Here is a 15,630-nt window from a genome sequence, read left to right on the forward strand (position 1 = left end):
CACCTAAATGCCCGATTGGTTCAACTAACATTCAAGGAGAAAAGCATTCCTTGAATGAAGTTTCACTTTATCCCGCATGTAAGGTGCCGTAAGACTCCCACTTCAAAATCTTGAGTGAATACAAAAGGTCCAAGTGGGAGAAAACGGCACCTAAATGCCCGATTGGTTCCACTAACATTCAGTAGAAGCCCTACTGAATGAAGTTTCACTTTATTGTTCGTTTTTTCATCAGCTGATTTAGTTGTGACCCAGCCTTTTGTGAACCCCTGATGAATGTCCGTGCACGAAAAAGCTCTATATGTAGCTTGTTAATCTTTTTAAATCCTTTTATGTCTGGTTCCTTCCTCTTTAATACATAGACTGAAGTGTGGTGATCAAAATAAGCTTCGTCCTTTGAAATGAACCATTCAATCTCAAAACGTGCCGCTTTTCGTCTAGTAGCTTTTCCAAATGTTAAACAGAAATGAAAATTCTTAACTTAAAATGGAATAACCGTTGCTGAAATTTTCATTCAGCTTTATAATAAGTTTTATTAGCTTGTGAAAGCAGGAGGGGTTTGGATTGCCAATTAATATTCCGAAGGAAATGCCGGCGCGGGAAATTCTTGACAAAGAAAAAATATTTGTGATGGATGAGGAAAGGGCCAGTACGCAAGATATCCGTCCTCTTAATATACTTATTTTAAATTTGATGCCCGAAAAAGAAAAAACAGAAGTTCAATTGCTAAGGCTTTTGGGCAATACGCCGCTCCAAGTGAATATTACTTTTTTACGCATGGAAACCCACCAGTCTAAAAATGTGAGCAAATCGCACTTGGAACAGTTTTATCAAACGTTTTCCGATGTTGAAAAATACTATTTCGATGGATTGATCATTACGGGGGCGCCTATTGAGCATCTGCCATTTGAAAAGGTGAATTATTGGGAAGAATTAAAAGCGATTATGGAGTGGTCCAAGGAACATGTAACATCTGTCATGCACATTTGTTGGGGAGCACAAGCCGCGCTTTTTTACCATTACGGAATCGGAAAATTCGAATTGCCGAGCAAGTGTTCCGGTGTATACAAACATAAGGTGTCTGATCATAAAATAAAGCTTGTCAGAGGTTTTGATGATATATTTTTGGCTCCTCATTCGCGTTATACAAGCATCAGCCGCAAAGAAATTCATGACCATCCCGAACTGATTTTGCTTTCGGATGGAGAGGCGGGGCCGTTTTTAATCATATCGAAGGATGAAAAGCATATTATGATTACCGGGCATCTTGAATATGATACAGACACACTGGCAACCGAATATGAACGTGACATCAAAAAAGGACTGGATATTCGCGTTCCAGAAAATTATTTTCCAAATAATAATGCAAACGAAGAACCGGTCAACACGTGGAGATCCCATAGCCACTTGCTGTTTTCTAACTGGTTAAATTATTACGTTTACCAAGAAACTCCTTATGAACAGGATCGAAAAATCAAAGTTGAGTATCCGACTTCGCTTTAATTTGTTGGGGGATGAATATACCGTCCCTCGTTTTTTATGCTTTCTGTCATGAGGAAGAACAGCCTGTTTCACCATTCAACAAACCGGGCGCGTGTCAATATACTATTCATGGATCGCAAAGTGAATTCGGAGGTGATGGCATGGCGGTCGTAAAAGCCAGGGAGTCTGATATCGATTTGCTGGCAAGACTTTTAAGGGCTGAAGCAGAGGGTGAAGGAATCCAAGGCATGTTGCATGTAGGGGCGGTTGGAGTGAACAGAATCCGGGCAAATTGCTCTGATTTTGTTGGAATTAGAACAGTTCCGCAAATGATCTACCAGCCCCATGCGTTTGAAGCGGTAATACATGGTTATTTTTACCAAAGGGCAAGGGAAAGTGAAAGAAGGTTGGCGAGAAGAGCGATCCGGGGGGAGAGACAATGGCCCGCCAAATACAGCTTATGGTATTTCCGCCCGGAAGGAGACTGTCCCGCTCAATGGTATGGCCAGCCGCTTGTCGCTCGGTATAAATCACACTGTTTTTATGAGCCGACGGGAGAAGAATGTCCGAATATTTACAGCACCTTTTGAATTGTTTGCAAACCCGCCGGAAGTGCGGGTTTTTTATTAGATTGAATTTACAGACTTTTTAATTGTAACATGATATATTAAAAGGGAGAGGAGGAATTTTTGTGGCGATTACGTTTAGAATGGAACCCGAAATATTTACGTTTTATGATGGTGAAGGAAACACAATTGAGCGCAAAACGGAGGTGCGTTTCGATCCGTTGACAGGGGAATCATCCCGGCTTGTTTTTGATCCCGGCTTACACATTACCCCGGCTGATTATCAGAAGGCGGCCGAACAAACAGAAGGTGCCAAATGTCCTTTTTGCCCGGAAAACATTATGAAAATGACACCTGTCTTTTCAAAAGAAATGACAGAAACCGGGCGGATCGTAAAAGGTGAAGCGACTTTATTTCCCAACCTGTTTCCGTATAGCAAACATAATGGTGTTGTAGTCATGTCGCGCCAACATTATGTGCGTTTAGAAGAATTTACACGCCAATTGATAAAGGATGCCTTCATGGCCGCGCAGACATACATACAAAGAGCCGCAGCCTTCGATTCAACAGCAACATATGCTTCCATTAATTGGAACTATCTTCCGACATCAGGCGGCAGCATCATCCATCCTCATCTGCATGTCATTATTTCAGAGACCGGGACAAATTACCAAGCATTGACAGGAAGCAAAGCCGATTCATTTGAAAAAGAAACAGGAAAGGAATTTTTTACAGCGCTTTATGATGCGGAAAAGACGATAGGAGAACGGTGGATTGGGGAAAAAGGAAATGTTGCCTGGATGCATGCCTTTGCTCCCAAAAGCCATCATGATTACGTGGCTCTTTTTAAGGGGTGCCACACTTTTGATTCGATTACAGAAGCTGACTGGGATCATTTTGCAGCCGGACTGCAGGCCATTTTTTCTGCTATGCGGGAACAGGGCTTTTCGAGCTTCAACTTTATTTTATCGGCTGATCCCAAGGGAAAAAGCCCGATCCACGCCAGGCTTATTCCCCGGTTAACGATTGGCGCATTACATACAAGCGATATCAACTTTTTCCAGGCGCTTCATCAGGAGCCGCTTACATATAAAGTGCCTGAAGATGTTGCTTCGTTTGCGAGATCCCGCTTTCATGAACAAGTGTAGAGGGAGTCTGGGTCCATGAGGCTCAGGCTCTTTTCAGCTTCTTTAAATGATGGATAATAAAGGAGTGTGGATCGGTAAGCTCGATTTGCTGTTTGTACTGCTCTTTTTTTGACTGATGATCCTTTATATCGCTTTTTAATACCCTTAACATTTCTTTTTCGGGATTGATGCCTCTGTCCCAATTGCTTAATTCTTGTACTAAGCATTCCTCTTTTAAAAAACGCAAATTTTGTTCTTCTTGGCCGGGCAGGGCATCATATACAAAAATGGGCAAATCTTTTGCGATGCACTCGCTGATTGTTACACCTCCCGGCTTCGTTATAATAGCGTCGGCTTCTTCATACAGCCGGTTCATCTCTTCTTTTGATGTAATATAAGTCAAGGGTTCAATGTATGGGTCGTTGTGTTGCTTAACATATTGGAAAAGCTTTTCATTCGTTCCGCAAAGAACTTTATATTGAATATTGCCCGATGGCTGCAACATGAAAATAAACCGGCGTATGGAACCTGCCCCCATATTTCCTCCAGATACTAAAACAGTAAGCTTTTCTTTTTTGTCCCGGTTCTCCCGTTGAGTCTGGAACACGGGATCGATCGGAATGCCTGTAATATAAATTTGGCTTTCCTTAATTCCCATTCTTGCCAAATGGTTTTTTACATGAACGCTGGGAGCGAAATGATAATCGATCCATTTCATCCCCCATAAACTGTTGACAAAATAATCAGTATAGACATTGATGGCCAGTCCGTCCCATATCCTCATTTGTTTAAGGCGGGATAACAAATAGGAGGGAAAAGCATGGGTGCAGATAATGGCATCCGGTTTGGCTTCATCAATCAGTTGCTTCATTTTTGCTAAAAAGAACAACTCATATGCAAAGAAGCGATGTTCCGCTTTTCTTTCTTTTACCGCCGCAAATTTATAAAGGGAGCTGTATAGGTTTGGAAAGCGATGAATCCAATACAGATAAGCGGAGGATACAAGATTTTCAAGTTTTCCGTAGCTAAATGACAATAGATCAACTTTTTCACACTGTATCTCTGTTTCGCAAGTCTCCAATTGCCTTTTCATGACATCGGCAACATGGTGATGACCCGAAGGAATGTTCAATAAAGGCAAAAACAGGATACGGAACAATGATATGCACCCCTTATCGTATTCTTTTTTACCCCCTTGTATTTCCATTCATATTTTCTTCCTTCAGTACAAAAATATCAATAAAAATATGCCGAAAAGGGAGAAGTCCCGAAAAATGAAATTAAGTCAATTGTTGGAAACGATAGACGAACATGATGAATGGAGGCCATTTCATCATATAGAGGTAAATGGCATCGCCACAAATTCAAAGCTCATACAACAGAACGATTTATTTATTGCGATCAGTGGTTATCGCCATGACGGTCACCATTTTATACAAGATGTTGTCGAAGCAGGAGCAGCGGCAATTATTGGGGAAAAGGAAATCCATCTACGGGAAATTCCGTATATAAGGACAGCGAACAGTCGGAAGGCCCTTGCCAGATTAGCAAAAGCTTATTATCGGCCACGGTTGGATAAAAAAGTGCTGATAGGAGTAACAGGAACGAACGGAAAAACAACCACATGTTTTATGATTAAGCATATATTGGAACAAGCGGGTATTTCCTGTTCCATGTTTACCAGTGTCCAGAACATGGTAAATGGACAAAAGCGGGCCTCATCCTTGACAACGATAGATCCTCTTAACCTGTATAAGCTGCTTTCAGACAGCCAGGATGATGTGATTATTATGGAGGTTTCATCACATGGGATTGCCCAGTTCCGAGTTGAGGGAATTGAGTTTGATTATTGTTTATTTACAAATCTGGATCACGAGCATCTTGACTATCATAAAGACATGGATGAGTACTTTCGTGTAAAAACCAAACTTTTTCAACAGTTAAAGCCAAAAGGAAAAGCGATTGTGAATGCCTATAACGAGTGGGGAAAAAAGGTCGTTCAAGAATTGCGATCCAGAGGACAAGCCACCCATGTTATTGGACATGAAGAGTATCCGTTGCAAATTATCCGCAACAATCAAAAGGAACGTGCCATCGCATTGATGAAGACAAAGGAGAAATCACTGGAGTTAAAGCCTGGCGTGTTGGGAATTCATAATCTTTACAATGCTGCGATGGCGTTTTGGACAGCAAGAATGCTGCATTTGAACGAAGAAGAAATTATTGGTTCCTTAATGTCGTTTAAAGGAGTTCCCGGCAGGTTTGAAATGTTTCCACATCAAAGTGAAGCGACTATTGTCATTGACTATGCCCATACAGCCGACGCTTTTTTTCATTGTTTGAACACAGCCCGTTATGATGGCGCAAAACGAATTATTCATGTGTTTGGATTTAGGGGAAGCCGTGATGAGAGCAAGAGACAGCAAATGGTGAAAATGTCTTCGCGATTAAGTGATTTTATCATTCTTACATTAGACGACTTAAACGGCATTTTATATGAGGAAATGGTTAGTCAGCTTCACTTGTTAAATGAGGCGAGTAAAGGAATTGTGATCCCTGATCGAACGTTAGCCATCGAGTATGCCGTCAAACATGCCCGTAAAGGAGACTGGATTGTGATCACAGGAAAAGGAACGGAAACATATCAGCAATCATTTTCGCTTCCTGCAAGATCCGACGTTGAAACAGTACGTTTTATCTGCTCCCAATAAATATCCATAAATTACAGGTTAAAACTCCTCTCATTTCTCTTTATAATGGAGTAATGAGAGGAGGATCATGAATGTTCATTGTTACCATCATGATGGCCGTCCTCATCGGGATTGTCATCTATAAAGGCTATCAAAATACTCATTCTGTCGTTATGAACGAAATTCATATAAATCATCGTTCTGCTGATCGTGCTGGAGGCAGTTCACTGAAAATCTTGCATTTATCCGACCTGCATCTTGAAAATATTTCAATTTGCCCAAACACGCTATATCATCGTGTAAAAAAACTCGACATTGACCTCGTTGCGGTGACGGGTGATTTTTTAGACCGAAAGCGCAGCCTCCCAAAGCTCATCCCATACTTGAAAGTTCTCAATAAATTAAATCCCTCATACGGGTCATATGCTGTTTTTGGCAACCATGATTATGTCTTAAAAGACAAATACTTTTATCAGCTTAAAAAAATACTGAATGATTTTGGCTTAAAAACGCTGCAAAATGAAAATGACCTGATTCAAATCGGAAACAAACGGATCAATATTATTGGCATCGATGACTACAGCACCAAGCGCAGCAACTTAAAAGAGTCTTATAAAGGGGTGGGAAATGGATATAATCTCGTTTTCACCCATGACCCGAATATTGTCCTTTCGATGAAAGAAGAATATCATTTCGACTATCTTCTTTCCGGCCATTTCCACGGCGGGCAAATTCATTGGCCAAAACCATACCATCTTGTGAAAATGGGAAAATTAGTAAAAATGAATATGGTCAAAGGGTTGCACCACTATAAAGAACGGCCGTTCTATATCAACGAAGGCCTCGGCCAAACAGGTGTGAATATCCGGATTGGAAGCCGGCCAGAAATTACTGTGCATAACGTAACCATACCGGAAGAAGTTAAAGAAGTGGGTGCAGCTGTGTAGTCTTTCTTGAAGCGGTTCCTGAGAGGAGCGCTTTTTTTGATGGAAAAAAAGCATAGCATATATTTGTAAAAAATATATACTTGATTGAAATATATATTTCTGTTACATTTATCTCATGGATAGGACAAGTTTAATCAAAGGCCATTTAGAAATGTGTGTATTATCGATTTTATCAAAGGAAAAAAGCTATGGGTATGAAATAATGAAAAAGTTGGAAGAACACAATTTGAAATTGAAAGGAGTGGGAAGCATTTATCCCATCTTGACGAAGCTCAAAGAGCAAGAATGGGTCCATACACATCGTGAAATGACAGAAAGCGGCAAGGTGAGAGTTTATTATGAAATCAATGAAAAAGGGAAATTGTACCTTCAAAAGAAGATCATTGAATGGTTGGAACTGCAAATGGATATTAAATCCTTACTGCGAAAAGGGTTGAAAGGAGAGCTTTTAGAATGAACATTCACTTAACCTTGGCAGAAAAGCAATTTTTACATGAAGTGATGACAGAACTCAAGCAATATCAAATACATTCAAAGGATAGAAGAAATATTAGACTGCAGCTTCTGGAGCATATCCAAGAATCGCGTGAACACGGCCAAGACAGTATCCAAGATTTTGGGGAGCCGACAACATTTGTCAAGGATTTTTTAGAAGTGAATGGCATAGATCTCCATTCTAAAATGAAGCAAATACAAAAATTCAAAAGCAGGCCAGGATTGTTATGGGTGACAGGCCTCTTTGCTTTTATACTGGCTTATCTCTGCTCTCAGCTTATACTATCGATGTTTTTAACAGAAGCCTTTAACCCGCAAAAAACATATAACTCCTTTGATTATCATATTTTTTATCGGATTTCGGAACATTCATGGTGGAATGTCTTACTCATGATGATTAGCATATCTGCATCCTTGCTCGTTTCCGCGCTTGTGGTGTTTTCTATGCGAAAAATAAAAGGATACAGGTGAAAAAAGCATGAAAATACTGCAAGTGAAAGTCGTTTTTGTATGCTTATTATTAAATCCGTTCATGTTATTTCTGCCGGTCGCGAATGTCTCCGCCGAACGAGATATTCAGGTTGAGATAGACAATTATGTAGAAGCCTATTTAGAAGAACAACGGATTCCGGGGGCCGCTATTGCTATTGTACATGAAAATAACCTCTTTTATTCTAAAGCGTGGGGTATAACAGGAGAATCGGGGGAAAAAGTAACGACTAAGACACCTTTTACGATAGGATCAATCAGTAAGTCATTGACTGGACTAGCCATCATGAGATTAATAGAAGAAGGTGCTGTGAACTTGGAGGACCCGGTCCAACAATATCTTCCATGGTTTACACTAAAAGATCGCCAAGCCGCCTCGCAAATCACTATTAAACATTTATTAACGCAAACAAGCGGAATGAGTACATATTCAGGTCTATCTATATCGGATCAAGAATCTCAAGATATGGGCATGATCCGGGAGAATACAAAAAGTTTTTCGAATGTTGCGCTAACCGCTAAACCCGGAGAAAAACACCAGTATAGCAATGCCAACTTCTTAATTCTTGCCGCTATCATTGAAGAAGTGACAGATCAAACTTATTCTGAGTACATGGAACAGCAAGTTTTTTCGCCATTGGGGATGAAGCATGCAGCGGCTGATAAGCGTTCGGCGTATGAAAAAGGATATTTGGCCGGTTACCAATCATGGTTTGGAATTCCCCGAAAGAGTGCCGTGGCTTATGATAATGGAGGCGCGCCTTATGGATACATAACTGCGAGTGCGGAAGATATGGTCCATTTTATATCGTTGCTTCGTCAGCAGGAAAGTCCTTTTTTAAGCAAGAAGACGATGGACCTTTATACAACTCCTTATGTTCAAACCGGTGAACATCGGTATTATGGTCTTGGAATAAGGATTACAAACCCAGATTCTACAGAAGAAATGATCTGGCATTCAGGCTCAACCCCTGATTCGCATGCTGAGGTGTTCTTTATACCAGAAACCGGTTGGGGTGGAGCGATTCTTACGAATAAAAATCATATTTTAGAAGAAGAGGCACTCATCTACCTGAAGCAAGGGATCATCAACATTTTACATGGAGAAGAACCTGTTGAAGTTCCTGAATACACACCTACTGTTCAATTTATCATGCTTGGAATCATATGTTTGCTTCTTGCCATGTGTATTTATCAGTTAGTCAAGGTGAAATCAGGAACAGTTCGCAAAAGAAAGTTGTGGCGTATTTCCGGAGTCATCCTGTTAGGTTTATCCATTGCCATTATTCCATTGTTCATTTATAGTACAGGCTCCCCGTGGCATTCGATCACATTATTTGCTGCTGATATCGCCTTGCTTACGCTAGTATTAGTTGCCTTGTTGGCAGTGAATGGGATATCCATTATCATCAGATCATTTAGAAAATAAAAAAGTGAAAATTGTTCAGCTTGTAGAAAAAGTGCTCTGCAAGCTTTTTTATTTCAATAGGATGAATGTATGTGTTGTAATTCATTTTTTTACGGAGCGGCGAAGCTGGCAATTATTCGGGAAAGCTTCATCAGCTAAAGGAGGGAGGGTCAGAATCAAGCTGGAATTTATCCAATTCAATCGTTGGCTAAGTGACAGGTGAAAAGGGAAATAAAATGAGCCCAAAGAACGAATCCCTCTTCGTCTTTGGGCTACGAATCCTCAATTATTTTTTGACGGCGTCATCTTTTGGCGCCGACCAAAAGGCAGCAATGATAGAAACAATCAAAACGATAAATGGAGCATAAAAGATAAAAAATTGTTGCATGTTAGAACCCCCGTTTAAGCTTTGTTTTTCTTATCGCCTTTTACATAATTTTTATCAAAAAGGAACAGCCGCAATAGCAGGTACAGGGATGGGATCAATAATCCAAGGCCCGCTATGAAAGCGATGATCAGCGAAATGGCCATGGCTTCATTTGTAAAACTGTCATAAAGTGTTAAATGCGGATACAGCAAATACGGATAATGAGAGATGCCATATGCATAAAATGCAAGAGCAAATTGGCCTACAAGCAGCCAGAACGCTCTGCCGTAATGTTTTCTTTTCCAAATGAGCCATACTGTATTTAGAAACAGCAAGAAAGAAAGGGCAAACATCCACCATACATCGAGCATTCTGTCAAAATGTTCTATGTTATGACGCCGAAGCTCAACGATAATTCCGGAGGCCGTGATAATTAAAGGCAAAGACCAGATGAGCGCATACTTGCGCATCAATTCTGTTGCTTTTTTGTCATTGGCTTTGTTCGCGTACCAGGTTAGAAAAACAGCTGAAATATAGAGAACGGCCACGACACTAAGAACCACGATGCTCCACGTGAGCGGACTCTTGAAAAGAGCCAAGTAATCAAGTACAGGTTGGCCATTTTCGATGGATACGAACCCGCCTTCAGAAATGGTGAGCACGATCGACAGGGAAGCCGGGAGGAACAGGCCGGATAATCCATACATGAACGAGTATCCTTTATGTCCTCGCGAACCGTATGTTTCAAATGCGTAATACGAGCCCCTGATCGCCAACAACAGAATCGAAATGCTCACCGGGACAAGCAGTGTTGTTCCATAATAGAAGGCTGTCTTGGGAAAAAACCCAACGATACCGACGAAAAAGAAAACGAGAAAAACGTTGGTCACTTCCCAAACGGGAGACAAATAACGCTGAATAATGTTGGTTAAAATATGCTGCTTTCCTGTAAATAAACTGTATGCGTTGAAAAAGCCCGCACCGAAGTCTATGGAAGCGACGATGACATAACCGAACAGAAACGTCCAAAGCACCATGATTCCGATAATTTCAAGATTCATTGAATGACACCGCCTTTGTCCGCCTCGCGGTCTTCCAACTCGCGTTCGACCGGGTTTCGTCTAAACATCCGGCTTAAAATGACGACACTGCCAATCGCAAGAATCACGTATAGCCCTGCGAATAATATGAGCATTAAATCAACTTGGTCGCTTGAAGTGGCTGCTTCGGCCGTACGCATGATACCCCGGAGAACCCACGGTTGTCTTCCGACTTCCGCCAGCCACCAGCCCATTTCGATGGCGATTATCGATAACGGTCCGCCAAGAACGATCAACCAGCGGAACCACTTTGTATGAATGAATGCCCATGACCTCTTTGTGCCCAACCAATAGAGGAAGGACAAAAACATCATCCATACGCCGATCGTTACCATAATGTCAAAGAGATAGTGAATATATAATGGAGGGATCTCATCCTCCGGAAATTCCTCCAGACCTATCACTTCTGCAGAAGGTATTCCATGCGCCAAAATGCTGAGTGCCTTTGGAATTTCAATGGCGTATTTTACTTCTCCATTTTCCAGCGTCCCATATAAGATAAGGGGTGCATCGGCTTCTGTTTCAAAATGCCATTCGGCCGCAGCCAATTTTTCCGGTTGATATTCCGCCAAATATTTACCAGAGAAATCTCCGATCACTGCAGTCGCAATCGAAAAAATCAACCCAAGCTTCATCGTTAAATAAAGTGCTTTTTTATGATAAATATGATCGGAGCCTTTTATCAATCGGAATGCGGCAATGGCTGCCAATACAAACGCGGAGGTCATATAGGCGCTTGCGACAACGTGAGCCACCTTCGTCGGCATGGCCGGGTTGAACATGGCGAGAATTGGATTGATGTTTACAAGCTCTCCATTCACAATGTCAAACCCTTGCGGCGCATTCATAAATGAGTTTACCATCGTGATAAATACAGCTGAAAACGAGGCGCCGATGGCAACCGGAATGAGCAGCAATAAATGCTTGCGCTGGTTTTCAAACCGATCCCAAGTATATAAATAGATCCCTAAGAAAATGGCCTCAAAGAAAAAGGCGAAAGTTTCCATAAATAACGGCAAAGCAATTACGTTGCCCGCCAATTCCATAAAGTTGGGCCATAGGAGCGATAATTGCAAACCAATGGCTGTCCCGGTGACAACACCAACCGCGACCGTAATAACGAAACCGCGTGTCCATCTTCTTGCGAGCAAAATATAATGCTCATCGTTCTTTTTGATCCCGACCCATTGGGCGATCATAATCATTAAAGGAACTCCAACACCGATAGTGGCATAAATAATGTGAAAAGATAGAGTAAGCTCCGTCAAAACTCGGCTATAAAATAACGCATCTTCGTTGATCAATCCTATTCACCCTTTTCGTTTAACTAAATATCCGGCCGAGGAGTGATAATAGCATGATGATCGCAACACCAAATGCAAGTCCGATCAAATAACGTTCATGTTTTTTATACAAAACACATCACCTCTATTCTTATCATACCCTCATTTTCTTTTTTGGAACGGATATTGTGTGGCAAATTCATCTCGTCTTTATGATAAAAAGGTGAAATCCAGAAGGTGTTTGAATAGAGTGAAAACAACAGAAAGACAGAAAAGTTATTTTCATATAATGTTGAAGGTGGGCAGTTGCGGCATCATGACCAGGTCATAAAAAGGCTTCTGATATTTATGGTAGGTCATAATACTTCATGATGCAATTGAATTGCATTCATCACCTTGAAATCAAAAAACATAATTGAATATTATTCATTCGTTGCGTGCAACGGATTTTTAGTGGGTAGCAGATGTTGGCACAAAAGTTATTTAATGAAGTAAACATGAAATTTCTCCCGGCATATAGCAGTTAAAGGGTTGGTGTTGGCGCTTTTCTTGATCGAAATGGATTTCACGCAGAGACGGCATAAATTTCTGTAACAGCCACTATATTAGTAAAGGCAAGATTTCATTTGCAAAGCTTTTTTTTCAAAGTAAAGCCTGGGGGGGGAACTATGTGGGCGAGCATTATCGGGTTGTCATCATTGGCGGCGGCACCGCCGGAATTAGTACGGCGGCAAGGCTGTTGAAAGAATTGAAAAACCTGTCCGGAGAGATTGCGGTGATTGATCCGTCTGACAAGCATTATTATCAACCGCTTTGGACACTGGTTGGCGGCGGTGCGGCTAAAAAGGAAGATACGGTCAGAAGCATGGGCCAACTCGTTCCGGATGGAGCCGTTTTGCTGAAAGATGCGGCAGTTTCGTTTTATCCGGAAGAGAATGTCATTGATCTGGCGGATGGCTCCAAAGTTTCTTATGATTATTTGGTTGTGGCAGCTGGCATTGAAATAGACTGGGGCGGAATTAAAGGATTGCGAGAATCGATTGGCAAAGGCGGTGTTTGCACCAACTATTCCTACGAGTATACCGATTATACGTGGGAGGTGATTCGCGGCTTTAATGGGGGAAATGCCGTGTTTACCCAACCGGCAACACCTATTAAATGCGGAGGGGCACCGCAGAAAATAGCATACTTGGCGGAAGATTATTTTACCCAAACAGGTATTAGGCATAAAACGAATGTCATTTTTGCATCAGCCAACCCGGCCATATTTGATGTTGTCAAATATCGGAAAGCGCTCGAAAAAGTTTTGGATCGGAAAAAAATCGATGCCCGGTTCCTGATGAATTTGACAGAAGTACGCCCTGATGCAAAAGAGGCGGTATTTGAACATATTGAAACAAAAGAAGAAGCTGTTATTCGCTATGAAATGCTGCATGTTACTCCTCCGATGCGGTCGCCTTCCTTTATTAGAAACAGTCCCATCGCGGATGAAGCGGGATGGGTCGATGTACACCCGCGTACGCTCCAGCATACAAAATATGAGAATATTTTTTCTCTCGGTGATTGTTCCAATTTGCCAACTTCGAAAACAGGTGCTGCCATTCGTAAGCAGGCTCCAGTAGTCACGGAGAATATCATTGCAATGATGAAAGGGGAAGTGCCTGCCGCCACATATGACGGATATACTTCTTGTCCGTTGGTAACGGGATATAACTCTTTGATTCTGGCTGAATTTAATTATGATAAAGAGCCGGTTGAATCATTTCCAATAGATCAGGCGAAGGAACGGAAGAGCATGTATATGTTAAAAAAGGACGTTTTACCCATTATGTATTGGAATGGGATGCTGAAAGGAACGTTGTAAAGTAGAAAGGGGAAGCGTGATGGCCAAGACAATCGTTTCGAATAAAGATTGGCTGGATCAAAGTGATCCCGACACGCAAGAGGCGTTGCAAAACATTTTGAAGCAACTGCCCGAACTGGCAGATCATATCGAAAAAATGAATCGGGCCGCCTCTTTTGGTGAGACACTGCTGAAAGACGACGAGACATTACACAAAGTCAAATTGTTCTTGGATCATTCCAATTTGGATATTGGAACGATTACAGCCGCGATCCGTTTACTTGAGAAATTGCCATTTCTTGTGGAAGTGGCGGATCGGCTAGAGACTTTCATCAGATTTATCGAAAGTGTTTTAAAAGATGAACAGTCCCTGAGCTATTTACAAAGGAATATGGAAGAATATTTGTCCGATGCCACTGACAAAGTGGCAGAAGGGAAGCAACTTTGGGAACAAGTCAAACAAATGGCCGAAAACAACGAAAAGCAAATCACCCTGTTTACCGTCATGAAATGGATGAAGGAGCCGAAAGTGCAAAAGCTTTTAGCTTATGTGCAAGCATTGATCTATGTTCTTCCAGCGGAAGAAAATAGAAAGGAAGTGTAATGGTCTTGTTTATGCGCTATTTTTATGATGAATACCTTGCCCATGCCTCTTATTTGGTCGGTTGTCAAAAAACAGGGGAGGCGATTGTCATTGACCCGGCGCGGCATATTGATCCGTATGTCACAGTGGCCGAGCAGCAGCGCTTGACATTGACGGCGGCGGTCGAGACACATATCCATGCCGATTTCGTTTCCGGCTCCCGTGAGCTGGCTGATCAATATGGCGCGACATTGTATTTATCAGATGAAGGTGGCGAGCATTGGCAATACAAAAACCTCGAACATGTGAGCCATCAGCTAGTAAGGGAAGGGGACACACTGCAAATCGGGAGTCTGGAATTAATGGTCATTCATACCCCGGGACATACACCTGAAAGTATTTCCTTGATATTGACAGATACATCTGATGGAAAAGAGGCGCCGGTCGGTATATTTACGGGAGATTTCGTGTTTGTCGGGGATGTCGGCCGCCCGGATCTTTTGGAAACGGCGATAGGAGTTGAAGGGGCGGCATTAGATGGGGCGAAAGCAATGTTTCGTTCACTTGAACGTTTTAAGGCATTGCCGGACTATTTACAAGTTTGGCCGGCTCACGGCGCCGGAAGCGCATGTGGAAAAGCTTTGGGCGCGATCCCAAGCTCAACTGTCGGCTATGAAAAAATGTATAATTGGGCTTTGCAGTATGATGATATCCGAATATTTGCCAAGGATTTGATGGCGGGTCAGCCCGAACCACCACCTTATTTTTCTATTATGAAAAAAGTGAACCAATCAGGCCCTCCATTATTAAAGCACCTTTGCTCTCCTGTAAAAGTCAATGACGCGGGCTCTTTATACAGTTGGCTGAAAAAAGGAACGGTAGTCGACACAAGGCCAGCGGAAGATTTTGGCAACGGGCATGTTCCGGGCTCCATCAACCTCCCATTCAATCAAAGTTTTGCCAATTGGGCAGGCTGGCTGATCGATTATGACAAACCGCTATATATATTGGCGGCTGACGGAAAGTTCGCGGAAATCGCGCAAGTCCTTTCATCAATTGGTATCGATTCTATAGCGGGATATATGAATGTTCACACTGCATTAAGAAAATATTTAGAATTGGAAACGTTCGATAACGTGGAGCTTGATCATATTCAAAAGTCAAGTCCACATTTATGTGTAAAAGTTTTCGACCTTTGCATAATGTTAAATTTGTGTATTCATCAAAGCACAGCCACAGCGAAGCTGCTTGCC

Annotated in this window: 15 protein-coding genes; 11 read left to right on the top strand and 4 right to left on the bottom strand. The window is 41.9% G+C overall.

All coding sequences use genetic code 11. The features are described 5' to 3' along the window. The first annotated feature begins 561 nt into the window (after window positions 1-561). The 3 genes from metA (at window position 562) to JOC94_RS21640 (ending at window position 3,193) form a co-directional block, all read left to right on the top strand. The gene (metA, locus tag JOC94_RS21630) at window positions 562-1,500 is read left to right on the top strand and encodes a homoserine O-acetyltransferase MetA (RefSeq protein ID WP_077113499.1); all 939 of its coding nucleotides are present in this window, start codon (window positions 562-564) and stop codon (window positions 1,498-1,500) included. Between the two features lie 140 nt (window positions 1,501-1,640). After that, the gene (locus tag JOC94_RS21635) at window positions 1,641-2,069 is read left to right on the top strand and encodes a cell wall hydrolase (protein WP_077113498.1); all 429 of its coding nucleotides are present in this window, start codon (window positions 1,641-1,643) and stop codon (window positions 2,067-2,069) included. Between the two features lie 101 nt (window positions 2,070-2,170). Further along, the gene (locus tag JOC94_RS21640) at window positions 2,171-3,193 is read left to right on the top strand and encodes a hypothetical protein (protein ID WP_077113497.1); all 1,023 of its coding nucleotides are present in this window, start codon (window positions 2,171-2,173) and stop codon (window positions 3,191-3,193) included. A 22-nt stretch (window positions 3,194-3,215) separates the two neighbouring features. On the opposite strand, the gene JOC94_RS21645 is transcribed toward JOC94_RS21640, so the two are convergent. Further along, window positions 3,216-4,379, bottom strand: a complete 1,164-nt coding sequence (locus JOC94_RS21645) for an MGDG synthase family glycosyltransferase (RefSeq protein ID WP_077113496.1) — start codon at window positions 4,377-4,379, stop codon at window positions 3,216-3,218. A 67-nt stretch (window positions 4,380-4,446) separates the two neighbouring features. Between JOC94_RS21645 and JOC94_RS21650 the strand changes: the two genes are divergently transcribed. The 5 genes from JOC94_RS21650 to JOC94_RS21670 all read left to right on the top strand — a co-directional run bounded on the left by JOC94_RS21650 (window position 4,447) and on the right by JOC94_RS21670 (window position 9,222). Then, window positions 4,447-5,883 (top strand): UDP-N-acetylmuramoyl-L-alanyl-D-glutamate--2,6-diaminopimelate ligase, encoded by a 1,437-nt coding sequence (locus JOC94_RS21650; RefSeq protein ID WP_077113495.1) that lies wholly within the window; start codon window positions 4,447-4,449, stop codon window positions 5,881-5,883. A gap of 71 nt (window positions 5,884-5,954) precedes the next feature. After that, window positions 5,955-6,809 carry a metallophosphoesterase gene (locus tag JOC94_RS21655; protein ID WP_077113494.1) on the top strand — a complete coding sequence of 285 codons (855 nt, stop codon included), beginning with the start codon at window positions 5,955-5,957 and terminating at the stop codon, window positions 6,807-6,809. 115 nt (window positions 6,810-6,924) lie between these two features. Beyond that, window positions 6,925-7,266: a PadR family transcriptional regulator gene (locus tag JOC94_RS21660; protein WP_077113493.1), complete on the top strand. Its 342-nt coding sequence runs from the start codon at window positions 6,925-6,927 to the stop codon at window positions 7,264-7,266. After that, a complete protein-coding gene (locus tag JOC94_RS21665; protein WP_077113492.1) occupies window positions 7,263-7,775 on the top strand; it encodes a DUF1129 domain-containing protein in 513 nt (170 codons plus the stop codon). Before JOC94_RS21660 ends, JOC94_RS21665 begins: the two co-directional genes overlap by 4 nt. 7 nt (window positions 7,776-7,782) lie before the next feature. Next, window positions 7,783-9,222 carry a serine hydrolase domain-containing protein gene (locus JOC94_RS21670; RefSeq protein ID WP_077113491.1) on the top strand — a complete coding sequence of 480 codons (1,440 nt, stop codon included), beginning with the start codon at window positions 7,783-7,785 and terminating at the stop codon, window positions 9,220-9,222. Between the two features lie 265 nt (window positions 9,223-9,487). On the opposite strand, the gene cydS is transcribed toward JOC94_RS21670, so the two are convergent. Genes cydS through JOC94_RS21680 form a run of 3 tightly spaced genes read right to left on the bottom strand, consistent with a single transcriptional unit; the run spans window position 9,488 to window position 11,972 of the window. Next, the gene (cydS, locus tag JOC94_RS23605) at window positions 9,488-9,589 is read right to left on the bottom strand and encodes a cytochrome bd oxidase small subunit CydS (protein WP_408021946.1); all 102 of its coding nucleotides are present in this window, start codon (window positions 9,587-9,589) and stop codon (window positions 9,488-9,490) included. Window positions 9,590-9,603: 14 nt separating this feature from the next. Next, entirely contained in the window at window positions 9,604-10,629 is a 1,026-nt protein-coding gene (locus JOC94_RS21675) for a cytochrome d ubiquinol oxidase subunit II (RefSeq protein ID WP_077113489.1), read from the bottom strand. Continuing rightward, complete coding sequence (locus tag JOC94_RS21680; protein WP_077113488.1) at window positions 10,626-11,972, bottom strand: cytochrome ubiquinol oxidase subunit I; 1,347 nt, start codon at window positions 11,970-11,972, stop codon at window positions 10,626-10,628. Before JOC94_RS21680 ends, JOC94_RS21675 begins: the two co-directional genes overlap by 4 nt. A 649-nt stretch (window positions 11,973-12,621) precedes the next feature. Between JOC94_RS21680 and JOC94_RS21685 the strand changes: the two genes are divergently transcribed. The 3 genes from JOC94_RS21685 to JOC94_RS21695 form a co-directional block, all read left to right on the top strand. After that, the gene (locus tag JOC94_RS21685) at window positions 12,622-13,815 is read left to right on the top strand and encodes an FAD/NAD(P)-binding oxidoreductase (protein ID WP_077113487.1); all 1,194 of its coding nucleotides are present in this window, start codon (window positions 12,622-12,624) and stop codon (window positions 13,813-13,815) included. A 19-nt stretch (window positions 13,816-13,834) separates the two neighbouring features. Then, the gene (locus JOC94_RS21690; protein ID WP_077113486.1) at window positions 13,835-14,398 is read left to right on the top strand and encodes a hypothetical protein; all 564 of its coding nucleotides are present in this window, start codon (window positions 13,835-13,837) and stop codon (window positions 14,396-14,398) included. After that, on the top strand, window positions 14,398-15,630 hold a 1,233-nt coding region (locus tag JOC94_RS21695; RefSeq protein ID WP_236017182.1), incomplete at its 3' end, for an MBL fold metallo-hydrolase. The genes JOC94_RS21690 and JOC94_RS21695, both read left to right, overlap by 1 nt.

It is taken from the genome of Siminovitchia thermophila (assembly GCF_016909185.1).
GTDB lineage: Bacteria > Bacillota > Bacilli > Bacillales > Bacillaceae_C > Siminovitchia > Siminovitchia thermophila.

Bases quoted from the DNA above. Each gene is read 5' to 3' on its own strand.
- JOC94_RS21635 (WP_077113498.1), top strand. From the start codon at position 1,641: ATGGCGGTCGTAAAAGCCAGGGAGTCTGATATCGATTTGCTGGCAAGA.
- JOC94_RS21690 (WP_077113486.1), top strand. From the start codon at position 13,835: ATGGCCAAGACAATCGTTTCGAATAAAGATTGGCTGGATCAAAGTGAT.
- JOC94_RS21645 (WP_077113496.1), bottom strand. From the start codon at position 4,379: ATGGAAATACAAGGGGGTAAAAAAGAATACGATAAGGGGTGCATATCA.
- JOC94_RS21670 (WP_077113491.1), top strand. From the start codon at position 7,783: ATGAAAATACTGCAAGTGAAAGTCGTTTTTGTATGCTTATTATTAAAT.
- JOC94_RS21665 (WP_077113492.1), top strand. From the start codon at position 7,263: ATGAACATTCACTTAACCTTGGCAGAAAAGCAATTTTTACATGAAGTG.
- JOC94_RS21655 (WP_077113494.1), top strand. From the start codon at position 5,955: ATGTTCATTGTTACCATCATGATGGCCGTCCTCATCGGGATTGTCATC.
- JOC94_RS21650 (WP_077113495.1), top strand. From the start codon at position 4,447: ATGAAATTAAGTCAATTGTTGGAAACGATAGACGAACATGATGAATGG.
- cydS (WP_408021946.1), bottom strand. From the start codon at position 9,589: ATGCAACAATTTTTTATCTTTTATGCTCCATTTATCGTTTTGATTGTT.
- JOC94_RS21660 (WP_077113493.1), top strand. From the start codon at position 6,925: ATGGATAGGACAAGTTTAATCAAAGGCCATTTAGAAATGTGTGTATTA.
- JOC94_RS21675 (WP_077113489.1), bottom strand. From the start codon at position 10,629: ATGAATCTTGAAATTATCGGAATCATGGTGCTTTGGACGTTTCTGTTC.